General features: G+C 55.8%; 16 protein-coding genes. 12 read left to right on the plus strand and 4 right to left on the minus strand.

Annotation, left to right across the window (positions count from 1 at the left end; genetic code table 11):
- Positions 1-140: 140 nt before the first annotated feature.
- On the minus strand, positions 141-878 hold the full coding sequence (yihA, locus tag BM029_RS08485) for a ribosome biogenesis GTP-binding protein YihA/YsxC (RefSeq protein WP_092434657.1): 738 nt from the start codon (positions 876-878) through the stop codon (positions 141-143).
- A gap of 198 nt (positions 879-1076) precedes the next feature.
- Here yihA and BM029_RS08490 point away from each other — a divergent pair, with 198 nt between their 5' ends.
- The 6 genes from BM029_RS08490 to BM029_RS08515 all read left to right on the plus strand — a co-directional run bounded on the left by BM029_RS08490 (position 1077) and on the right by BM029_RS08515 (position 7629).
- Positions 1077-1742 (plus strand): c-type cytochrome, encoded by a 666-nt coding sequence (locus BM029_RS08490; protein WP_092434660.1) that lies wholly within the window; start codon positions 1077-1079, stop codon positions 1740-1742.
- A gap of 74 nt (positions 1743-1816) precedes the next feature.
- A complete protein-coding gene (locus BM029_RS08495) occupies positions 1817-3991 on the plus strand; it encodes a cytochrome c biogenesis protein ResB (protein ID WP_092434664.1) in 2175 nt (724 codons plus the stop codon).
- Between the two features lie 82 nt (positions 3992-4073).
- The gene (gene ccsB, locus BM029_RS08500) at positions 4074-5219 is read left to right on the plus strand and encodes a c-type cytochrome biogenesis protein CcsB (RefSeq protein WP_092434667.1); all 1146 of its coding nucleotides are present in this window, start codon (positions 4074-4076) and stop codon (positions 5217-5219) included.
- 4 nt (positions 5220-5223) lie between these two features.
- Positions 5224-5895, plus strand: coding sequence for an HAD family hydrolase (locus BM029_RS08505; RefSeq protein WP_244544967.1), 672 nt, complete (start codon positions 5224-5226; stop codon positions 5893-5895).
- Positions 5896-5984: 89 nt separating this feature from the next.
- The gene (gene msrP, locus BM029_RS08510; protein ID WP_092434670.1) at positions 5985-6965 is read left to right on the plus strand and encodes a protein-methionine-sulfoxide reductase catalytic subunit MsrP; all 981 of its coding nucleotides are present in this window, start codon (positions 5985-5987) and stop codon (positions 6963-6965) included.
- Positions 6966-6972: 7 nt separating this feature from the next.
- Positions 6973-7629, plus strand: coding sequence for a protein-methionine-sulfoxide reductase heme-binding subunit MsrQ (locus tag BM029_RS08515; RefSeq protein ID WP_092434673.1), 657 nt, complete (start codon positions 6973-6975; stop codon positions 7627-7629).
- On the opposite strand, the gene BM029_RS08520 is transcribed toward BM029_RS08515, so the two are convergent.
- From BM029_RS08520 to BM029_RS08530, 3 genes are read right to left on the minus strand one after another with little or no spacing between them, the layout of a single operon-like run.
- A complete protein-coding gene (locus BM029_RS08520; RefSeq protein WP_092434676.1) occupies positions 7613-8380 on the minus strand; it encodes a transporter in 768 nt (255 codons plus the stop codon). The two genes, BM029_RS08515 and BM029_RS08520, sit on opposite strands and share 17 nt — an antisense overlap.
- Positions 8381-8399: 19 nt before the next feature.
- Positions 8400-9686 carry a diaminopimelate decarboxylase gene (gene lysA / locus BM029_RS08525; RefSeq protein ID WP_092434679.1) on the minus strand — a complete coding sequence of 429 codons (1287 nt, stop codon included), beginning with the start codon at positions 9684-9686 and terminating at the stop codon, positions 8400-8402.
- 8 nt (positions 9687-9694) lie between these two features.
- Positions 9695-9943 (minus strand): LPS translocon maturation chaperone LptM, encoded by a 249-nt coding sequence (locus tag BM029_RS08530; protein ID WP_092434682.1) that lies wholly within the window; start codon positions 9941-9943, stop codon positions 9695-9697.
- A gap of 41 nt (positions 9944-9984) precedes the next feature.
- On the opposite strand from BM029_RS08530, the gene cyaY reads away from it, so the two are divergent.
- From cyaY to BM029_RS08560, 6 genes are all read left to right on the plus strand, one after another.
- A complete protein-coding gene (gene cyaY / locus BM029_RS08535; RefSeq protein WP_092414085.1) occupies positions 9985-10311 on the plus strand; it encodes an iron donor protein CyaY in 327 nt (108 codons plus the stop codon).
- A 293-nt stretch (positions 10312-10604) separates the two neighbouring features.
- Positions 10605-11825, plus strand: coding sequence for an MORN repeat-containing protein (locus BM029_RS08540; RefSeq protein ID WP_170851022.1), 1221 nt, complete (start codon positions 10605-10607; stop codon positions 11823-11825).
- Between the two features lie 177 nt (positions 11826-12002).
- Positions 12003-12548 carry a hypothetical protein gene (locus BM029_RS08545; protein WP_244544968.1) on the plus strand — a complete coding sequence of 182 codons (546 nt, stop codon included), beginning with the start codon at positions 12003-12005 and terminating at the stop codon, positions 12546-12548.
- 52 nt (positions 12549-12600) lie between these two features.
- Positions 12601-13740, plus strand: coding sequence for a DUF2827 domain-containing protein (locus BM029_RS08550; RefSeq protein ID WP_092434688.1), 1140 nt, complete (start codon positions 12601-12603; stop codon positions 13738-13740).
- A gap of 27 nt (positions 13741-13767) precedes the next feature.
- Positions 13768-14913: a DUF2827 domain-containing protein gene (locus tag BM029_RS08555; protein ID WP_092434691.1), complete on the plus strand. Its 1146-nt coding sequence runs from the start codon at positions 13768-13770 to the stop codon at positions 14911-14913.
- Positions 14910-16046, plus strand: a complete 1137-nt coding sequence (locus tag BM029_RS08560) for a DUF2827 domain-containing protein (RefSeq protein WP_092434694.1) — start codon at positions 14910-14912, stop codon at positions 16044-16046. Before BM029_RS08555 ends, BM029_RS08560 begins: the two co-directional genes overlap by 4 nt.
- Positions 16047-16067 lie beyond the last annotated feature (21 nt).

Genomic DNA, 16067 nt, shown 5'->3' on the forward strand with positions numbered 1-16067 from the left:
CTAGTCCTTCTCCTAGCAATAGGTGCATCATTCGCCTCCCGCTTCCCTCCCTGAGCGGGGCCGTATCGCTTTTGGTGATAAGGCATTACGCCCTGGAGATATTCCCCTTTCTCCAGGGCTTTTTTATGTCTAGTTAATTGCTAAACTTGCCCTTCGTCGTCGCCTTCATCAGCGGCGCTAGCGGCGTCAGCTGACTCAGCAGCACCACCGGCCACGCTTGTCAGACCAGCCAGTTCCAAAATACGATCATTGGCTTCTTCCAGCCCGCTGCGGTTCAGCGCAGAAAACAGTTGTGCGGTAAACGGCAGTTGCTGATTGTTTTCATCGACGTAACTCGCCAGGAAAGTGCGCGCCTGGCGCAGGGCGTTGGTTGCGTCATTGCGGTTGAGCTTGTCGGATTTGCTCAAGATGCAATGAATCGGCTTACCGGTAGGCGCAAACCATTCCACCATCTGGACATCGAGTTCCGTGAACGGACGGCGCGAGTCGACAATCAGCACCAGCGCTGCCAGCTGCTGGCGGCGGCGTACGTAATCGCCAAGCAATTGTTGCCAGTGAAGCTTGGCCGAACCGGACACTTCAGCATAGCCGTAACCGGGCAAGTCGACCAGCAAGGCGCGAATTTCATCGATCTTGGTTTCGTCCTTGCGATGCTGGGCGACGTGGGCGCCGCCTATGGAAAAGTAGTTGATATGCTGGGTGCGGCCTGGTGTTTTAGACGCGAAAGCCAGCTTCTTCTGATTGCACAAAAGGTTGATGGCGGTCGATTTGCCGGCGTTGGAACGGCCGGCAAAAGCGATCTCGGGGACTTGCAAAGTTGGCAAGTCTCGAAGATGATTAACCGTAGTAAAGAAGCGGGCTTGCCAAAGTAGGGACATGTGTTGAGCAGAAAATGCGGTAAGGGGGGCAAAAATGCCGGAAAGCTATTGTACAATAAGGGGTTATGTACTGCTGTTCTGCTTAGCTTCGCCTTATACGCAATCGATAGCCTTTGGGAGCCAGGCGATCAATTGATGGTGCTCAGCCGGTCAGCTTCGTCGCCACCGAATTCTAAAATCAAGTCTCAGGGTGTTTGAATGAACCGTGCGTTTTTTCCAGTAGTGACATCTTTCTTCGTTGCAGTGCTAGCACTTTCCTCCGTGGCCTATGCCTCGGATGCGCCGACAGCCGGGCCTGCCAAAGCGGATCCAGCCAAGGGCGAAGCACTGTATACCAATGGCGACGCAGCGCGCAACATTACCGCTTGCGTCTCTTGCCACGGTGCCGTCGGTGCTTCAACCATCAGCACCAACCCGAAACTGGGTGGCCAGCACGCTGCATACATCCACAAGCAATTGACCAATTTCCAAGGCGCCGACCGGAATAATCCGATCATGTCGCCACTGGCCAAGCTGTTGACCGACGATGAAATGAAAAACATCGCCGCTTACCTGGATGCGCAACCGGCTAAACCGGGTGCTGCCAAGAATAAGGATACGCTGGATCTGGGTAAAAAGATCTATCGTGGCGGGATTGCCGAAAAGAGCGTTCCGGCCTGTGCCGGTTGCCATAGCCCGAACGGCGCCGGCATCCCGGCCCAGTTTCCGCGGATCGGCGGCCAGCATCAGGACTACACCGTGGCTGAGCTGACCAATTTCCGCGACGGCGCCCGCAAGAACGGGCCGATGATGACGACGATCGCCAAGCGCATGTCTGATGATGAAATCAAAGCGGTAGCTGACTACATCGCCGGCCTGAAGTAAAAAAATAATAATAAAACATGAATTCAGGGGTGGCCTAGGCCACCCCTTTTTCTTTTCAAAAAGATGAATTGGCTATGAGCAAAAGTAACGACGAAGTCAAGGATGGCGAGATTACGACGGCAGGCATACAGCTGAAAACCAGCCGGCGCTGGCTGGCGGATGCAGTTGAATTATTGTCATCTATGCGGTTCGCCATCAGCTTGCTGACGATTATCGCTATCGCTTCTGTGATCGGCACGGTGCTCAAGCAAAACGAACCCATGCCGAACTACGTCAATCAGTTTGGTCCGTTCTGGTTTGAAGTATTCGGCAAGCTGAGTTTGTACGCCGTGTATTCGTCCTGGTGGTTTTTGCTGATCATGACATTCCTGGTGATTTCGACCTCGTTATGCATCGCCCGTAATGCACCGAAGATGTTGAAAGACATGCGCAGCTGGCGCGAAAATGTACGCGAACAATCGTTGCGCAATTTCCATCACAAGGCCGAGTGGACATCAGCTACGGCGCCTGCCGTGCTGACGCAGCAGCTGGTCGCACGGATTGCCGCCAGAGGCTACAAGACCAAGCTGGTGGCCAAAGACAATGCCACCCTGATTACGGCCAAGCAAGGCGCCGCCAATAAATGGGGCTATATTTTCGCCCATAGCGCGATCGTGATCATCTGCGTCGGCGGTTTGCTGGACTCTGACATGCCGATACGCGCGCAGCAATGGTTCTATGGCAAAACGCCATTTAACGGCAACGGCATCATCGCTGACATCCCGGAAGAACATCGTTTGGGACTGGGCAATCCTACTTTCCGCGGCAATACCCTGATTCCGGAAGGTTCCGCCAGCAGCACCGCCATCATTCCGCAAAAAGACGGCGTGATGATCCAGGACTTGCCGTTCACGATCCAGCTGAAAAAATTCATTATCGATTTTTATAGCACCGGCATGCCGAAGCTGTTCGCCAGCGAGGTCGTAATCCGGGATAACGCCGACGGTCATACTTTCCCGGCAACCATCAAGGTTAACCAACCTCTGATTTACAAAGGTATTGCGGTCTATCAATCGAGTTTCGAAGACGGCGGCAGCAAACTCAAGCTGACGGCCTATCCGATGGCCGGCAGCAGTGAAACCAGCTTCCCGGTGACGGGCGAAGTCAACGGCACCACACCGTTAGCCAACCCGGCATTAGCGAATAACGGTAATACCGACTATACGATTGAATGGTCTGGTTTCCGCCCGTTTAACGTAGAGAATATGGCGCAATCGGGTGACGATTTGCGTGCAGTGACAAAAACCAGGAGCCTCAATCAACGCTTGAGCGACGATTTGAGCAATCATCTTGGCAACGCAGCAAAAAGTGCCAACAAGAAAGACCTGAGGAATGTCGGGCCTAGCGTGCAATACAAATTGCGCGACAAGACCGGCCAGGCCCGCGAGTTCAGCAACTACATGCAATCGATCAAGGTTGACGATGCCTATGTGTTCCTGGCCGGGGTGCGCGATACACCGGACGAGCCGTTCCGTTATTTGCGGATTCCGGCCGATGACGACGATTCGGTGCAAGAGTGGATGCGCATGCGGGCGGCCCTGTTGAATCCGGAATTGCGTGCAGCAGCGGCACATCGCTATGCGCAGCGCGCGATTCCTGAAAGCCGCGAAGGCATCGCCGTCTTGCGCGTCCAGCTGGAGCAATCGGCCCTGCGTGGTTTGTCCTTGTTTGCGGGCGACGGCAAGGAGGCTGCAGGTGGAGCTGGATACATGGCGATTTCCAAATTCCTGGAACAAGTACCTGCGCAGGAACAGGAAAAGGCGGCAGATATTTTCATGAAGATCCTGAACGGCAGCATGTGGGATCTGTGGCAGGTTGCACGTGAGAAAGACGGATTGAAGGATCTGCCAGCCGATGAAAAGCGCGCCCGTTTCTTGCAATTGAGTACCAATGCACTGTCGGATGCAAGCTTCTATAATGCGCCTGTATATCTGCAAATGACCGGTTTCGACGAGATCAAGGCGTCGGTATTCCAGGTCACGCGTTCACCGGGCAAGAAGGTAGTGTATCTGGGTTGCCTGTTACTGGTGCTGGGCGTGTTCTCGATGCTGTACGTGCGTGAGCGCAGGTTGTGGGTCTGGATTCGCCCGGACAAGGATGCAGAAGGCCAGTCGCATGCGCTGATGGCAATGAGTTCGCAGCGTAAGACGATGGACTTTGAAAAAGAATTTGAAGTGTTGAAAACACAATTAAAGCAGACGGAAGCATAGATTCATTGCCGTGCTGCAAGACGAGCAAAGCAAGCGCTCCGTTGCGCCTCCGGCGCAGTAGCGGAACGATATGGAGATGATGATGGAACTGACGCAAACGTATTCCCCCCCTACCAGCTTTATCAAGCGCCTGTCCGCGATCGACTGGCTGTTTGCCATCGCGCTGTTCGCCGCTTCGCTGTTCGCCCTGAACCGCTATGGCAGCCACATGGACTATTACGAAAAAGGCGTGTTGCTGCTAGCTGCGCCGACTTTCTCTTGGCTCGGCTGGCACTGGAAATCGGTGCGCTGGCTGATGGCTTTGCTGGCGGTGTTGTCGCTGTCGGCAATCGCCATGTATGGCGGCGTGCTGGATATGTCGAACCAGAAATTCTTCCTCAAGTATCTGCTTTCCAGCCAGTCCGCGATCCTGTGGATGAGCACGCTGTTTTTCCTCTCGACCTTGTTCTTCTGGGGCGGCTTGATCACGCGCTCCGATTTTGGCGCATCGATCGGTTCCAAGCTGTGCTGGGCTGCGGTGGTGATGGGCTTCACCGGCATGCTGGTGCGCTGGTACGAGTCGTACCTGATCGGTGCCGACATCGGTCATATCCCTATTTCCAACCTGTACGAAGTATTTGTTTTGTTCAGCCTGATTACCGCCCTGTTCTACCTGTACTACGAACATCACTATCGTACCCGCCAGCTCGGCGCTTTCGTGTTGCTGGTGATCTCGGCCGCAGTCGGATTCCTGCTGTGGTACATGGTGTCGCGCGACGCTGCTGAAATCCAGCCGCTGGTGCCGGCGCTGCAAAGCTGGTGGATGAAGATCCATGTGCCGGCCAACTTCATCGGCTACGGCACGTTTGCCTTGTCGGCGATGGTGGCGGTAGCGTATCTGCTGAAATCGCATGGCTACCTGGCTGATCGCCTGCCGACGCTGGAAGTGCTGGACGATGTGATGTACAAGGCGATCGCCGTCGGCTTCACCTTCTTCACCATCGCCACTATTCTCGGCGCGCTGTGGGCAGCAGAAGCGTGGGGCGGCTACTGGTCGTGGGATCCGAAGGAAACCTGGGCGCTGATCGTCTGGCTCAACTACGCGGCGTGGCTGCATATGCGCCTGATGAAGGGATTACGCGGACGGGTCGGGGCATGGTGGGCGTTGATCGGCTTGCTGGTGACGACGTTTGCCTTCCTCGGCGTCAACATGTTCCTGTCGGGCCTGCATTCATACGGAGAACTGTGATCCGATGGTAAAGGCAAAAGCGGACGCAGATATGGTGCCAGTGGATTTGGTGATTTTCGATTGCGACGGCACGTTGGTTGACAGCGAAACTGTCGCCACCGATGTGATGGTCGCCTATCTGGCGGAATTGGGCATGCCGTTGTCAGCCGATGAAGCACTGTCGCGCTTCAAGGGCGGCAAGATGGCAGATTGCGTGACTGAACTGGAACAGATGTTCGGCCGGGCTTTACCAGCCGATTTCACCAAGGTCCTGCGCGACCGCATCGCCCCCGTTTTGCATCAGCGCCTGCAACCGATCGAAGGTGCGCTGGAGCTGGTGAAATCCCTCAAGGTGCCGTTTTGCATGGCGTCCAACGGGCCGTTGCACCAGATTAAGGTATCGCTTAGCGTCACCGGCCTGTGGCCTTATTTCGAAGGCCGGATCTTCAGCGCCTACGAAGTCTCTTCGTGGAAGCCGGCGCCGGACCTGTTCCTGCATGCCGCCAAAACCATGGGCGTCGAACCTTCCCGTTGCGCTGTAGTCGAAGATAGCCTGCCCGGCGTGCAAGCCGGCGTTGCTGCCGGCATGCAGGTATTTGCGTTGCAGCCCGAGCAGGTTGACGCGCAATTTCCCGCGCAGGCAAAAATCATTTCCCGATTGGCGGAGCTACACGACCATATCAATATCGCCGGATAAAAACTGCGGCGATTTTTCTGCGGTTCTGTAAGGAATCGTCATCCTGATTGACTAAGGGATTAGTTCTATCTACCTCACAGGAGAGCCGCATGTCGCTGTATCGTCGCCCCAATGGAATCGATTTGCCGTTCGCTTCCGAAATTACTCCGCAAGAAATATTCGAATCCCGCCGCAGCTTTATCAGGCAAATTGCCGTAGGCGCAGTCGGCGCGGGTTCATTGCTGGAACTGACGACCGGCGATGCCTTCGCTCAAGCGGGCAGCGGGCAGAAACTCGCGGCAAAGGCCAACCCGGCTTATGTCGTGATGGACAAGGCGACGCCCTATAAAGACGCCACCACCTACAATAATTTTTACGAGTTCGGCACCGAAAAATCCGATCCCGCCGAAAACGCCGGTAGCCTCAAGACACGGCCCTGGACGATAGCCATTGAAGGTGAAGTCAAGAAGCCGATGACGCTGGATATAGACAGCCTGCTGAAACTGGCGCCGCTGGAAGAGCGTATCTATCGGCTGCGCTGCGTTGAAGGGTGGTCGATGGTGATTCCCTGGATCGGTTATTCCTTGTCAGAGCTGATCAAGAAAGTGGAGCCGACCGGCAACGCCAAATACGTTGAATTCACAACCCTCGCCGACAACCGCCAAATGCCGGGTTTGCGCAGTCCGGTGCTGGAATGGCCGTACGTCGAGGGCTTGCGCATGGACGAGGCAATGCATCCGCTGGCGTTGCTGACGGTGGGCATGTATGGCCAGGTATTGCCGAATCAAAGCGGGGCGCCGGTGCGTATGGTGCTGCCCTGGAAATACGGCTTCAAATCGGCCAAGTCGATCGTCAAGATTCGCTTCGTCAAGGATCAGCCGCGGACGGCATGGAATATTACGGCGGCGCGCGAGTATGGGTTTTATTCGAATGTGAATCCGGATGTCGATCATCCGCGCTGGTCGCAGGCGACTGAACGCCGCATCGGCGAAGACGGTTTCTTCACCAAAAAGCGCAAGACCTTGATGTTCAACGGCTACAACGAGGTTGCCTCGCTGTATAGGGGCATGGACTTGAAGACGTACTTCTAGAACTGGAATGCGCAGCATGTTCAATCCGACCCCGAGACAATTCAAGTTCCTTAAAGTAGCCCTGTTTGCGCTGGCCTTGCTGCCGGCCGCGCGATTGCTGCTGTTCGGTTTTACCGATCGGCTGGGCGCCAACCCGATCGAATTCATCACGCGCAGCAGCGGCGACTGGACGCTTTATTTCCTCTGCATCACCTTGGCAGTAACGCCGTTGCGACGCTTCACCAACTGGAACTGGCTCATCAAGTTACGGCGCATGCTGGGTTTGTTCGCCTTCTTTTACGCCAGCTTGCATTTCACGACATTTCTCTGGTTCGATCATTTCTTCGACGTTGCGGAGATGTTCAAAGACGTAGTCAAACGGCCGTTCATTACAGTCGGCTTCATCGCTTTCGTCTTGCTGATACCGCTGGCGCTGACCAGCACCAATGGCATGATCCGCCGCCTCGGCGGCAAACGCTGGCAATGGCTGCATCGTAGCCTGTATGCAATCGCGATGCTGGGCATCCTGCATTTCTGGTGGATGCGCGCCGGCAAGCATAATTTCGAAAAGCCGATTCTGTTTGGCACGATCGTCGCAGCATTGCTGCTGGTGCGGGTGGTTTTCGCTTTGCGCAGCCGCATCGGCCAACGCGCCGGAGTTCAGGAACTCAGAAACGCCAGGTAACGCCGATGCCAAGCTGACGGTGGGTTTGTGCCGCGCAGGCGCCACAACCGATACCGAATTTGACGCCCGCATCCAGATCAAGATTGGGATTCGGGGAATACATCACACCGGTCAGGAAATAACCGGGATTACTGCTGGCATGGTTGTCGCCGCTGCTGTCGCTGGCGCGTTCGGTATTGCTGACGATGCCGCTGTCGAACGCCAGGGTCCATTTCGGATTGAGTGAATACAGCGCCGAGGCAGAGGCACGCCAGACCATGGTCCGGTTGGCTTGCTGGTCGCTCAGTAAACGATAGCGATTGTAATAGGCCGCAAGATTGCCGTTGAAAGCCCAGGAGTCGATCTGATAGCTTCCGATCAGCGTCAGGGAAGCGCTGGCGCTGCCATGCCCCAATCCCTGGTTGGGATCGCCGCTGGGGAACGTCACTTCGGGTTTCAGGCCCAGGCTGAAATCACCATCTTCCAGCAACCGCCATTTGAGGCCCAGCGCAATATCGTTGATCCCGGACGGACTGGAGAGCGTCACCGGCGGATTGACATAGATATCGAGATTTTTCAGTAAGCCGTAGCTGTACGTGAAATTCATTACATGGCTGTGAACGTCATTCTGTCGCAGCCAGTCGGTGTTCAGTTCGACTTGCTGGTTGCCGCTATCCTGGGTGCCGGTGTCATCGGTCGCCAACGGATGGTTGGCATGTGCGGCCTGGATCAGAAAGCAGGAAGATATGGCAGTGAACAAGAGCTGTCGCATGGTCTTCCTGTTTCTTTGGTTACGGCGATATGAGTGATTCCAGGGCAAACAGATCAGCTGGATTCTCGCGTTGACGGATCAGGTGCACTTGCGCGCCGTCCACCATTACTTCAGCGGCGCGGCCGCGCGTGTTGTAGTTGGAAGCCATCGTCATGCCGTAAGCGCCGGCTGACATCAGCGCCAGTAAATCACCTGCCTCGATCGCCAGCGAACGGGAGCGCGCCAGCCAGTCGCCGGATTCGCATACCGGGCCGACCACGTCATAAACCTGCGCAGCAGTATCCCGTTGGGCGACAGTCTGCACGCCATGCCAGGCTTGGTACATTGCTGGCCGCATCAAGTCATTCATGGCGGCATCGACCACCGCAAAATTCTTCGCTTCCGAATGTTTCAGGTACTGGACCTCTGTGAGCAGAATGCCGGCATTGCCGACAATTGAACGGCCCGGTTCAAACATCACCTTGATCGGCACGCCTTGGTATTTTTGTTGGCGCCAGGCGTCGATACGGGCAAACAAGCGGCCCAGGTAATCGCCGATGGCAACCGGCTTTTCGTCGTCGTAGGTAATGCCGATGCCGCCACCGATATCCAGGTGGTGCAAGTCGATGCCTTCGCTCGCCAGCTGGTCGATCAGTTCAATCAATTTGTCCAATGCTTCCAGCATGGGGGCGTCGTCCAGCAACTGCGACCCGATGTGGCAATCAATCCCGGCCACATCGATATGCGGTAGCGCGGCAGCGGTCCGGTAGCAGGACAGGGCATCTTCATACGCCACCCCGAATTTGTTTTCCTTGAGGCCAGTCGAGATGTAAGGATGGGTTTTGGCGTCGACGTTGGGATTGACGCGGAGCGAAATGGCAGCGCGCTTGCCCATGGCGCCGGCAACCTCATTCAGGCGATGCAGTTCGGGGATGGACTCAACGTTGAAGCAAAGAATGTCATGCGACAAGGCCAGGCGCATTTCTTCACGTGATTTACCGACGCCGGAAAAAATTACCTTGGCGGGATCGCCACCGGCAGCGATTACACGCAATAATTCGCCTCCCGAGACGATATCGAAACCAGAACCGAGCTGGCTCAGCAATTGCAGCACGGCCAGGTTGGAATTGGATTTGACCGAATAACAAATCAGCGTGCCATCCGGTTCGCGGCTATGTTGTTTGCAAGCATCGGCGTAAGCTGAAAAATTGGCGACCAGTGCGGCTTTGGAGTAGACGTAAGTGGGGCTGCCAAATTGCTGCGAAATAGCGCTAAGCGCGACGTTTTCAGCGTGCAGGACGCCATTCTTGTATGAAAAATACGACATAGGGCAGCTTATTTGGGTGCAGGTGTTGTTGGAGTGACTATGGTTTTCGGTTGCGCCGCTGACGCTGGATCGGCGGATTCGCCAGATGTCTCAGGAGCAACATTTGGCTGGGCAGGCGCCGGCGCCGTTCTGACGACAGGCGGCGGTAGCTTGGCCGGCATGAACAGCGGGCCTTTTTGGCCGCATGCCGCCAGACTGAGCGTAAGCGGAATCATGGCGATCATGGTGATGCGCGACAAATCAAAAATGGGTTTCACGGATTAGAATCACAGTTTAACGAAACGGATTGGAGTGTAGCATGACAGAATCAGAATTCCTGGCCGCGGCAGAGGCTGCGTTGGGCAAGATCGAGACGGCGCTGGAGCAGGCGGCGGATAATACCGATCTGGACGTAGAGTGCAGCCGCAGCGGTAATGTGCTGGAGATCGAGTTCGTCGATAATGGCAGCAAGATTATCGTCAACAGCCAGGCGCCGATGCAGGAGTTGTGGATTGCTGCAAAATCAGGCGGCTTTCACTACAAGCAAAAAGGCGATATCTGGGTCAATACACGCGACGGTTCAGAGTTCTTTACCGCCTTGTCGGCGATGATCAGCTCCCAGGGCGGCGTAGCGATAGCGCTGTAAATTTTTCTTGCCGACGCAGTGAATCCAGAGATTTCTCAAGGTGCGTTTGTCGTAAGATATGAACAATGCAATGTTGTTTTGATACGTTCGTTCGCCAGCTGTACCACGGGCTTGATTTCAACGTTCGCAAGAACTGCATCAAGAAAAGTTGTTCAACGCTTCTCAACTATCGATAGCGACCAATGAACACGATGATAATAATGAGGGATTCGGTCAGGGATTCGGAAGAACCAGGTGTTTGGGGATCTGCCTGCGGCGGCGGCAAGTCAGGCGGCTATCGACGGTGGCGCCGGGTGAGCGCCATCTTTTTGACCAGCGTATTCCTGACCACAATCGAACTGGCAGGTGCCGTCAATGCTTCCGGCGTGGCTGGTGCGGTTATCCAGAACAACCCGTTGAGTAATTCAGTCAACAACGGCGCGGCTGCGGCGCCTACGCACTGGGCCGCGGATACCACCAACGGCTGTAAAGTCTGGAACCCCGGAGAGATTGCGAGTGGCGTCACAGCCCGTTGGAGCGGGCGCTGCGAAAATAATTTTGCGCAAGGTCCGGGCACCGTACGCTGGCTTAACGACAATAAGCAGATGGCGGAACTGACCGGCACCATGGAGCAGGGAAAAATACGAGGCCATACTGTCGGTGTCGAAGAACCTGGCAATCGTTATGACGGGATGTTTATCGATTCCTTGCCGGAGGGTGAGGGCAAGGCCAATTTTTCGGACGGCTCGGTTTATAGCGGAATGTGGCATCGCGGTCGCCAACTGGGCTACGGGATCATGACGTTTCCGCCGGCGCATCCACAATATCAGGAGATGCTGAACAGCGGCAAGGGCAGAAGAATCGAGAATGGCACTTACGAAATGCGTGGCTGGTGGGAGGGGAAAACCTTCATCTTTCCATGCGACAGCGAAGAAGAGTGTGAAAAAATTTTGGTGGCCCAGATCAAGCGCGAGCAAGAAGCAGCCGCTGCCAAAGCAGGTACTCCAGTGACGCCGGCACCAGCTGCGCCGGTTGCTCCTGCTGTTGAGCCCGCCGCTACGACACCGACACCAGCAACAATTCCAGCTGCGGGGCCCGTAGTCACGACGCCAGCAATTCCTGCTGCGGAGCCTGTAGCTACGACGCCAGCAACTCCTGCAGCGGAGCCTGCAGTTGCGGCACCAGTAACTCCTCCTACGGAGCCCGCAGCTACCACGCCAAAAACCGAATTACCTGTAATGGAATCTGTATCGCCGGCGTTGCCGGAGCCCGCAAATCCTGTCGCAGATCAGGCGCCGGCAACGCCGACATCGGAATTGCCGGTGCCGAACCCGTCAGCACCTGGCGCCCCTGATGTCGAGCCTGCGCCAGTGCCGTCGGCAACCGCGCCGATACCGGAGTTACCCGTTGTTACGCCAGTCGTTGTGCCGTCGACTTCAGCGCCCGCTGCTCCCGCTGCGGAGCCTGTCGGCGAACCTGCGGCAGCGCCTGACGACAAGCCTGCTGTCGTGCCGGAGGCTGCGCCGGTCACCTAGGATTCCGGACGTGACGTACCACTCAATTTAAAACGGAACTAGCTGATGAAGTTTGCACCACATATTTTTGAAACAATCGAACAAGGCAATTCAATTGGTTTAACTGCATCAGGCACGTCAAGCGGATACCCGCGGCCATGGCTACGGGTATTGCTCTGTTTTGTCCTTTCATGCTGGATGATGTCCGTCGCACACGGGCAAATGAAGGCCGACCTGCCTGGCGCCAAGGCTGCCGCCGCGGCACCGAAAAACCTGTTGGCGGAAGCCGCGCGCAGCGTCGGCATCAAACAGTGCCAGCTAGCGATTACGCGTTTGTCAGCGCTTGCCATCAATGGCACCGGGGCGCACGATGTGCTGGTCGATTGGGACCGTGCGCATCCTGATCGCGGCCCTTTCTTTTCGCTGACCGGCATCGAATATGCCGGTGCGTCGGCGGCGGTATCGATCACTGCCGTGCCGCAGGGTGGCGGCGCTTGTTCGGTTGCCGCCGAGCGCATTTCCATCGCGCCGTATTCATGCAAGAGTATTGCCGACACCGAGTTGAAAGGATATAACGCGACACCGCTGCTGCCGACTTTCACGGTGTATGTGTCGCCTGCCGAGCCGGGCGGTTCGGTCTCGCTGGTGGACTCACCGCCGGGTTGCCTGATTATCCGGCGCTATGTGCAATACAACTGGACCGAGCAGACAAACATGGCGACGCCTGCGCCGGCACATAAGTGACGCGCAAATAATAGAGGCAATGCATCCCTTACTTTAGATTTGAATCCAAGACATGAGTTCTTCAATCGGCGGTTTGCGTATCGGCATCACTATCGGTTTGCACCAGGAAAACGAATCGCTATGGACTAACGGCATCAAGCAAAATGCCGTGTACCTGGCCGAGGCTTTAAAACAATGCCCGAGCGTGGCGTCAGTACATCTGGTGAACACCACTGCGATTGCCATCACCGCGGCTTTGCCGTGGGACCAGGCACGCTGGCCGACGGTGACCTTCGGGCAGGCCAAGGATAACCTGGATGTGCTGATTGAACTGGGCGGTCAGGTCGATGCCGGTCAGACCGCCTATTTGAAAACGCACGGATGCCGCTTGATATCGTACTGCTGCGGGGTTGAGTACGTGAACGTCATGCAATCGGTATTATTCGACCGGCCGATGTGGGGCTACAATCTGTTCGTCAATCAGCGTTACGACGCTATCTGGATGGTGCCCCAGGTAGCGAATACCAGTCAATCTTATTTCGAGACTTTGCGCCGCCGGCCGGCGCAGGTAGTGCCGTTTGTATGGGACCCGATTTTCGTCAATCAGCGCAGCCGCGATTTTGAGCATCAAGGTGAATATCGCCCGCGCTCCGGCCCCAGGCGGCTAACCGTGATGGAGCCGAATAACGATATCGTGAAATTCTGCATGTATCCGGTATTCATTGCGGAAGAAGCTTACCGGCAGCAGCCGCAAGACATCGACATCTTGCAGGTCACGAATGCCGATCGCCTGGCGCGCGAGAGCAAGGAATTTGTTGCGGTAATGAACCAGCTGGATATCGTCCGTCAGCACAAGGCGGTGTTTCTGGGACGCTTCGATACGCCTCAGTTCCTGAGCCAGATGACCGATGTGGTGATTTCTCATCAGATAGAGAATGCGCTGAATTATTTTTATTTCGACGTCTGCTGGCAAGGTTACCCGTTAGTGCATAACGCTCATATGTGCAGCGATCTCGGTTACTACTACGAAGGAAATGATGTGCAGGACGGCTGTAGAAGACTGCTCGAAGTGCTGGTCACGCACGACGGCAGTTGGCAAGACTATCTGGCGCACCAGCGGCAAGCGCTAAGCCGTTATCTGCCGGGCTGCGCACAAGTTACGGCGGAGTACGAGCGTTTATTGGCGACATTGCTGCAACAGGCAATAGTGTAAAAAATGATTTTCAATCTTTCGTGATCCATGAAAAAAATCAATGTAGGTATCTCGATCTTCCCAGTCGACGGGGCGCAGCTTTGGTCCAACGGACTTAACCAGAACCTGGCGTTTCTGGTGCTGTTGTTGCAGCAAAGCCCGCAAGTCGGCCGCGTGTTTTTACTGAATGGCGGTGCCATTGACCATATGCCTGAGGGGATGGGGCTGAACGGTCTCGATGTGCCGCTGGTGAGGCCCGACGAGGTGACATACGAGCTGGATGTCGTGATCGAAATGGGTGCGCAGCTACCGCTGGAGTGGTTGCGTCACGTACGTGCGTTGGGCGTCAAGATCATCACTTTCTTTGTTGGCCATACCTATGCTGACAATGCCGAAGCGCCGATATTCGAGGGCGCAAGCGGCCAGATTTTCAACGGTACGCCATGGCACGAAATATGGACGCTGCCGCATCACATGAAAAGCAGCGGCCCGCTGTTGCGCACCGTGTCGCGGGTTCCCGTGTTCGCCGTGCCGCACATCTGGTCGCCGCTGTTTATCCAGGGCCAGATCGACCAGGTCCAGAAAGACGGTCATCACTTCGGTTATCAAGCCAGGACCGGTGCTGAACGGCCGGGTTGGCGCACGGCGATTTTTGAGCCGAATATCTCTGTCGTCAAAAGCTGCTTTGTTCCGATGCTGGTCTGTGAACAGGCTTACCGCCTGGATCAACGTTCGGTGAGCACGATGATGGTAATGAACACGATGCATATGAAGGAACATCCGACTTTCAATCGTTTCGCCATCAACCTCGATCTGACGCAGCAGCATAAGGCCACCTACGAGCCGCGCGTAGCATTTGTCGAGTGCATGGCGCAGCAGAAGATGGATGCGGTGGTCTCGCACCAGTGGGAGTGTGGCCTGAATTATCTGTACTACGATGCGCTCTATGGCGGTTATCCGCTGATACATAATTCGGCATATCTGAAGGAAGGCGGTGTCGGTATCTACTATCCGGATTTCGAAGCCAGCGCCGGCGGTCACGCTTTGCTCGATGCCTGGCGCCAGGAACCGGAGTTCTGGGATGATTATAAAAAGGCTGCCAAGGCTTACCTGGGCACGCTCGATCCGCTACTCCCCGAGAACGTGGAAGCATTTGTGAAAAGACTGCAGCACACCGTGGAGGGCCAGGTATGAGCCATTTGCTGCCACAACGTAAATTGCGCGTAGGCGTCACCCTGTTTGTGCGGGGCGGGGCGCAATCGATCTGGGAAAACGGCATCTTCCAGAATTGCGCATTCCTGGTGCAGTTATTCAACCAGTCGCCGGCGGTAGAACGCGCGGTGCTGGTGCTGGACGGCTCGCCCGACCAGGTCAACGACGCCATGATGATGGGCGATCTGGGCATCGACATGATCGGCCTGGAGCAGGCCATGGAGACGCTGGATGTCGTGATCGAAATGAGTGCTCAGCTGAACGACGACTGGGTAAGAAAGTTTCGCGAGCGCGGCGGACGTTACGCCTGGATGCGAGTCGGTAACGACTACGTGATTGACATCGAGCGCGCAATATTCAACAAACCGCATGGCGGTCTGTGCAGCAATAAGCCGTACGACGCGGTGTGGACCTTGCCAGAGTATCTGCGCAGCTGCAAGGACTACTTTAGCCTTACTGCGCGGGCGCCGGTGCATATCGTGCCGCATTTGTGGACGCCGCTGTTTTTCGCCAAAGGCATAGCCACTTTGCCAGACCACCTCAGCTACGGCTATCAGCCCGGCAAACCGCGCTGGCGGGTGTGCAGTTTCGAACCGAATGTCTGCATGGTGAAAACTTCGCTGCTGCCGATGCTGGCCTGTGAAGAAGCGTATCGCGCGCAGCCGGCGTTCCTGGAAAACCTGCGTGTCTGCAATACCTTGCATTTGAAAGAGCACCTGAAATTCTCACAGTTTGCGCGTACGCTCGATGTCGTGAATCACGGCCTGGCATCATTTGAAGGACGCTTTGCGGTGTATGAATTCATGGCCAGCTATGGCGACTGCATCATTTCGCACCACTGGGAAAACGGCCAGAATTACCTGTACTACGAAGCCTTGTACGGTGCTTATCCGTTGATCCACAATTCGGAATTCATCAAGGACTACGGCTACTATTATCCGGACTTCGATTCGTTCGCCGGCGGCCAGGCCGTGCTGCGCGCATTTGCGACGCACGACGCACAGATCGATGATTATCGGCGCAACGCGCAGACATTGCTGCGCACGCTGGATGTGAGCTTGCCGGAGAATATTGAAATCTATACCCGGCGCTTGCTGGATTTGTATTCGAATTAAAACGCAGGGTGGGCACAAATC

This window comes from Collimonas sp. OK607 (assembly GCF_900111995.1).
Classification (GTDB): domain Bacteria; phylum Pseudomonadota; class Gammaproteobacteria; order Burkholderiales; family Burkholderiaceae_D; genus Collimonas.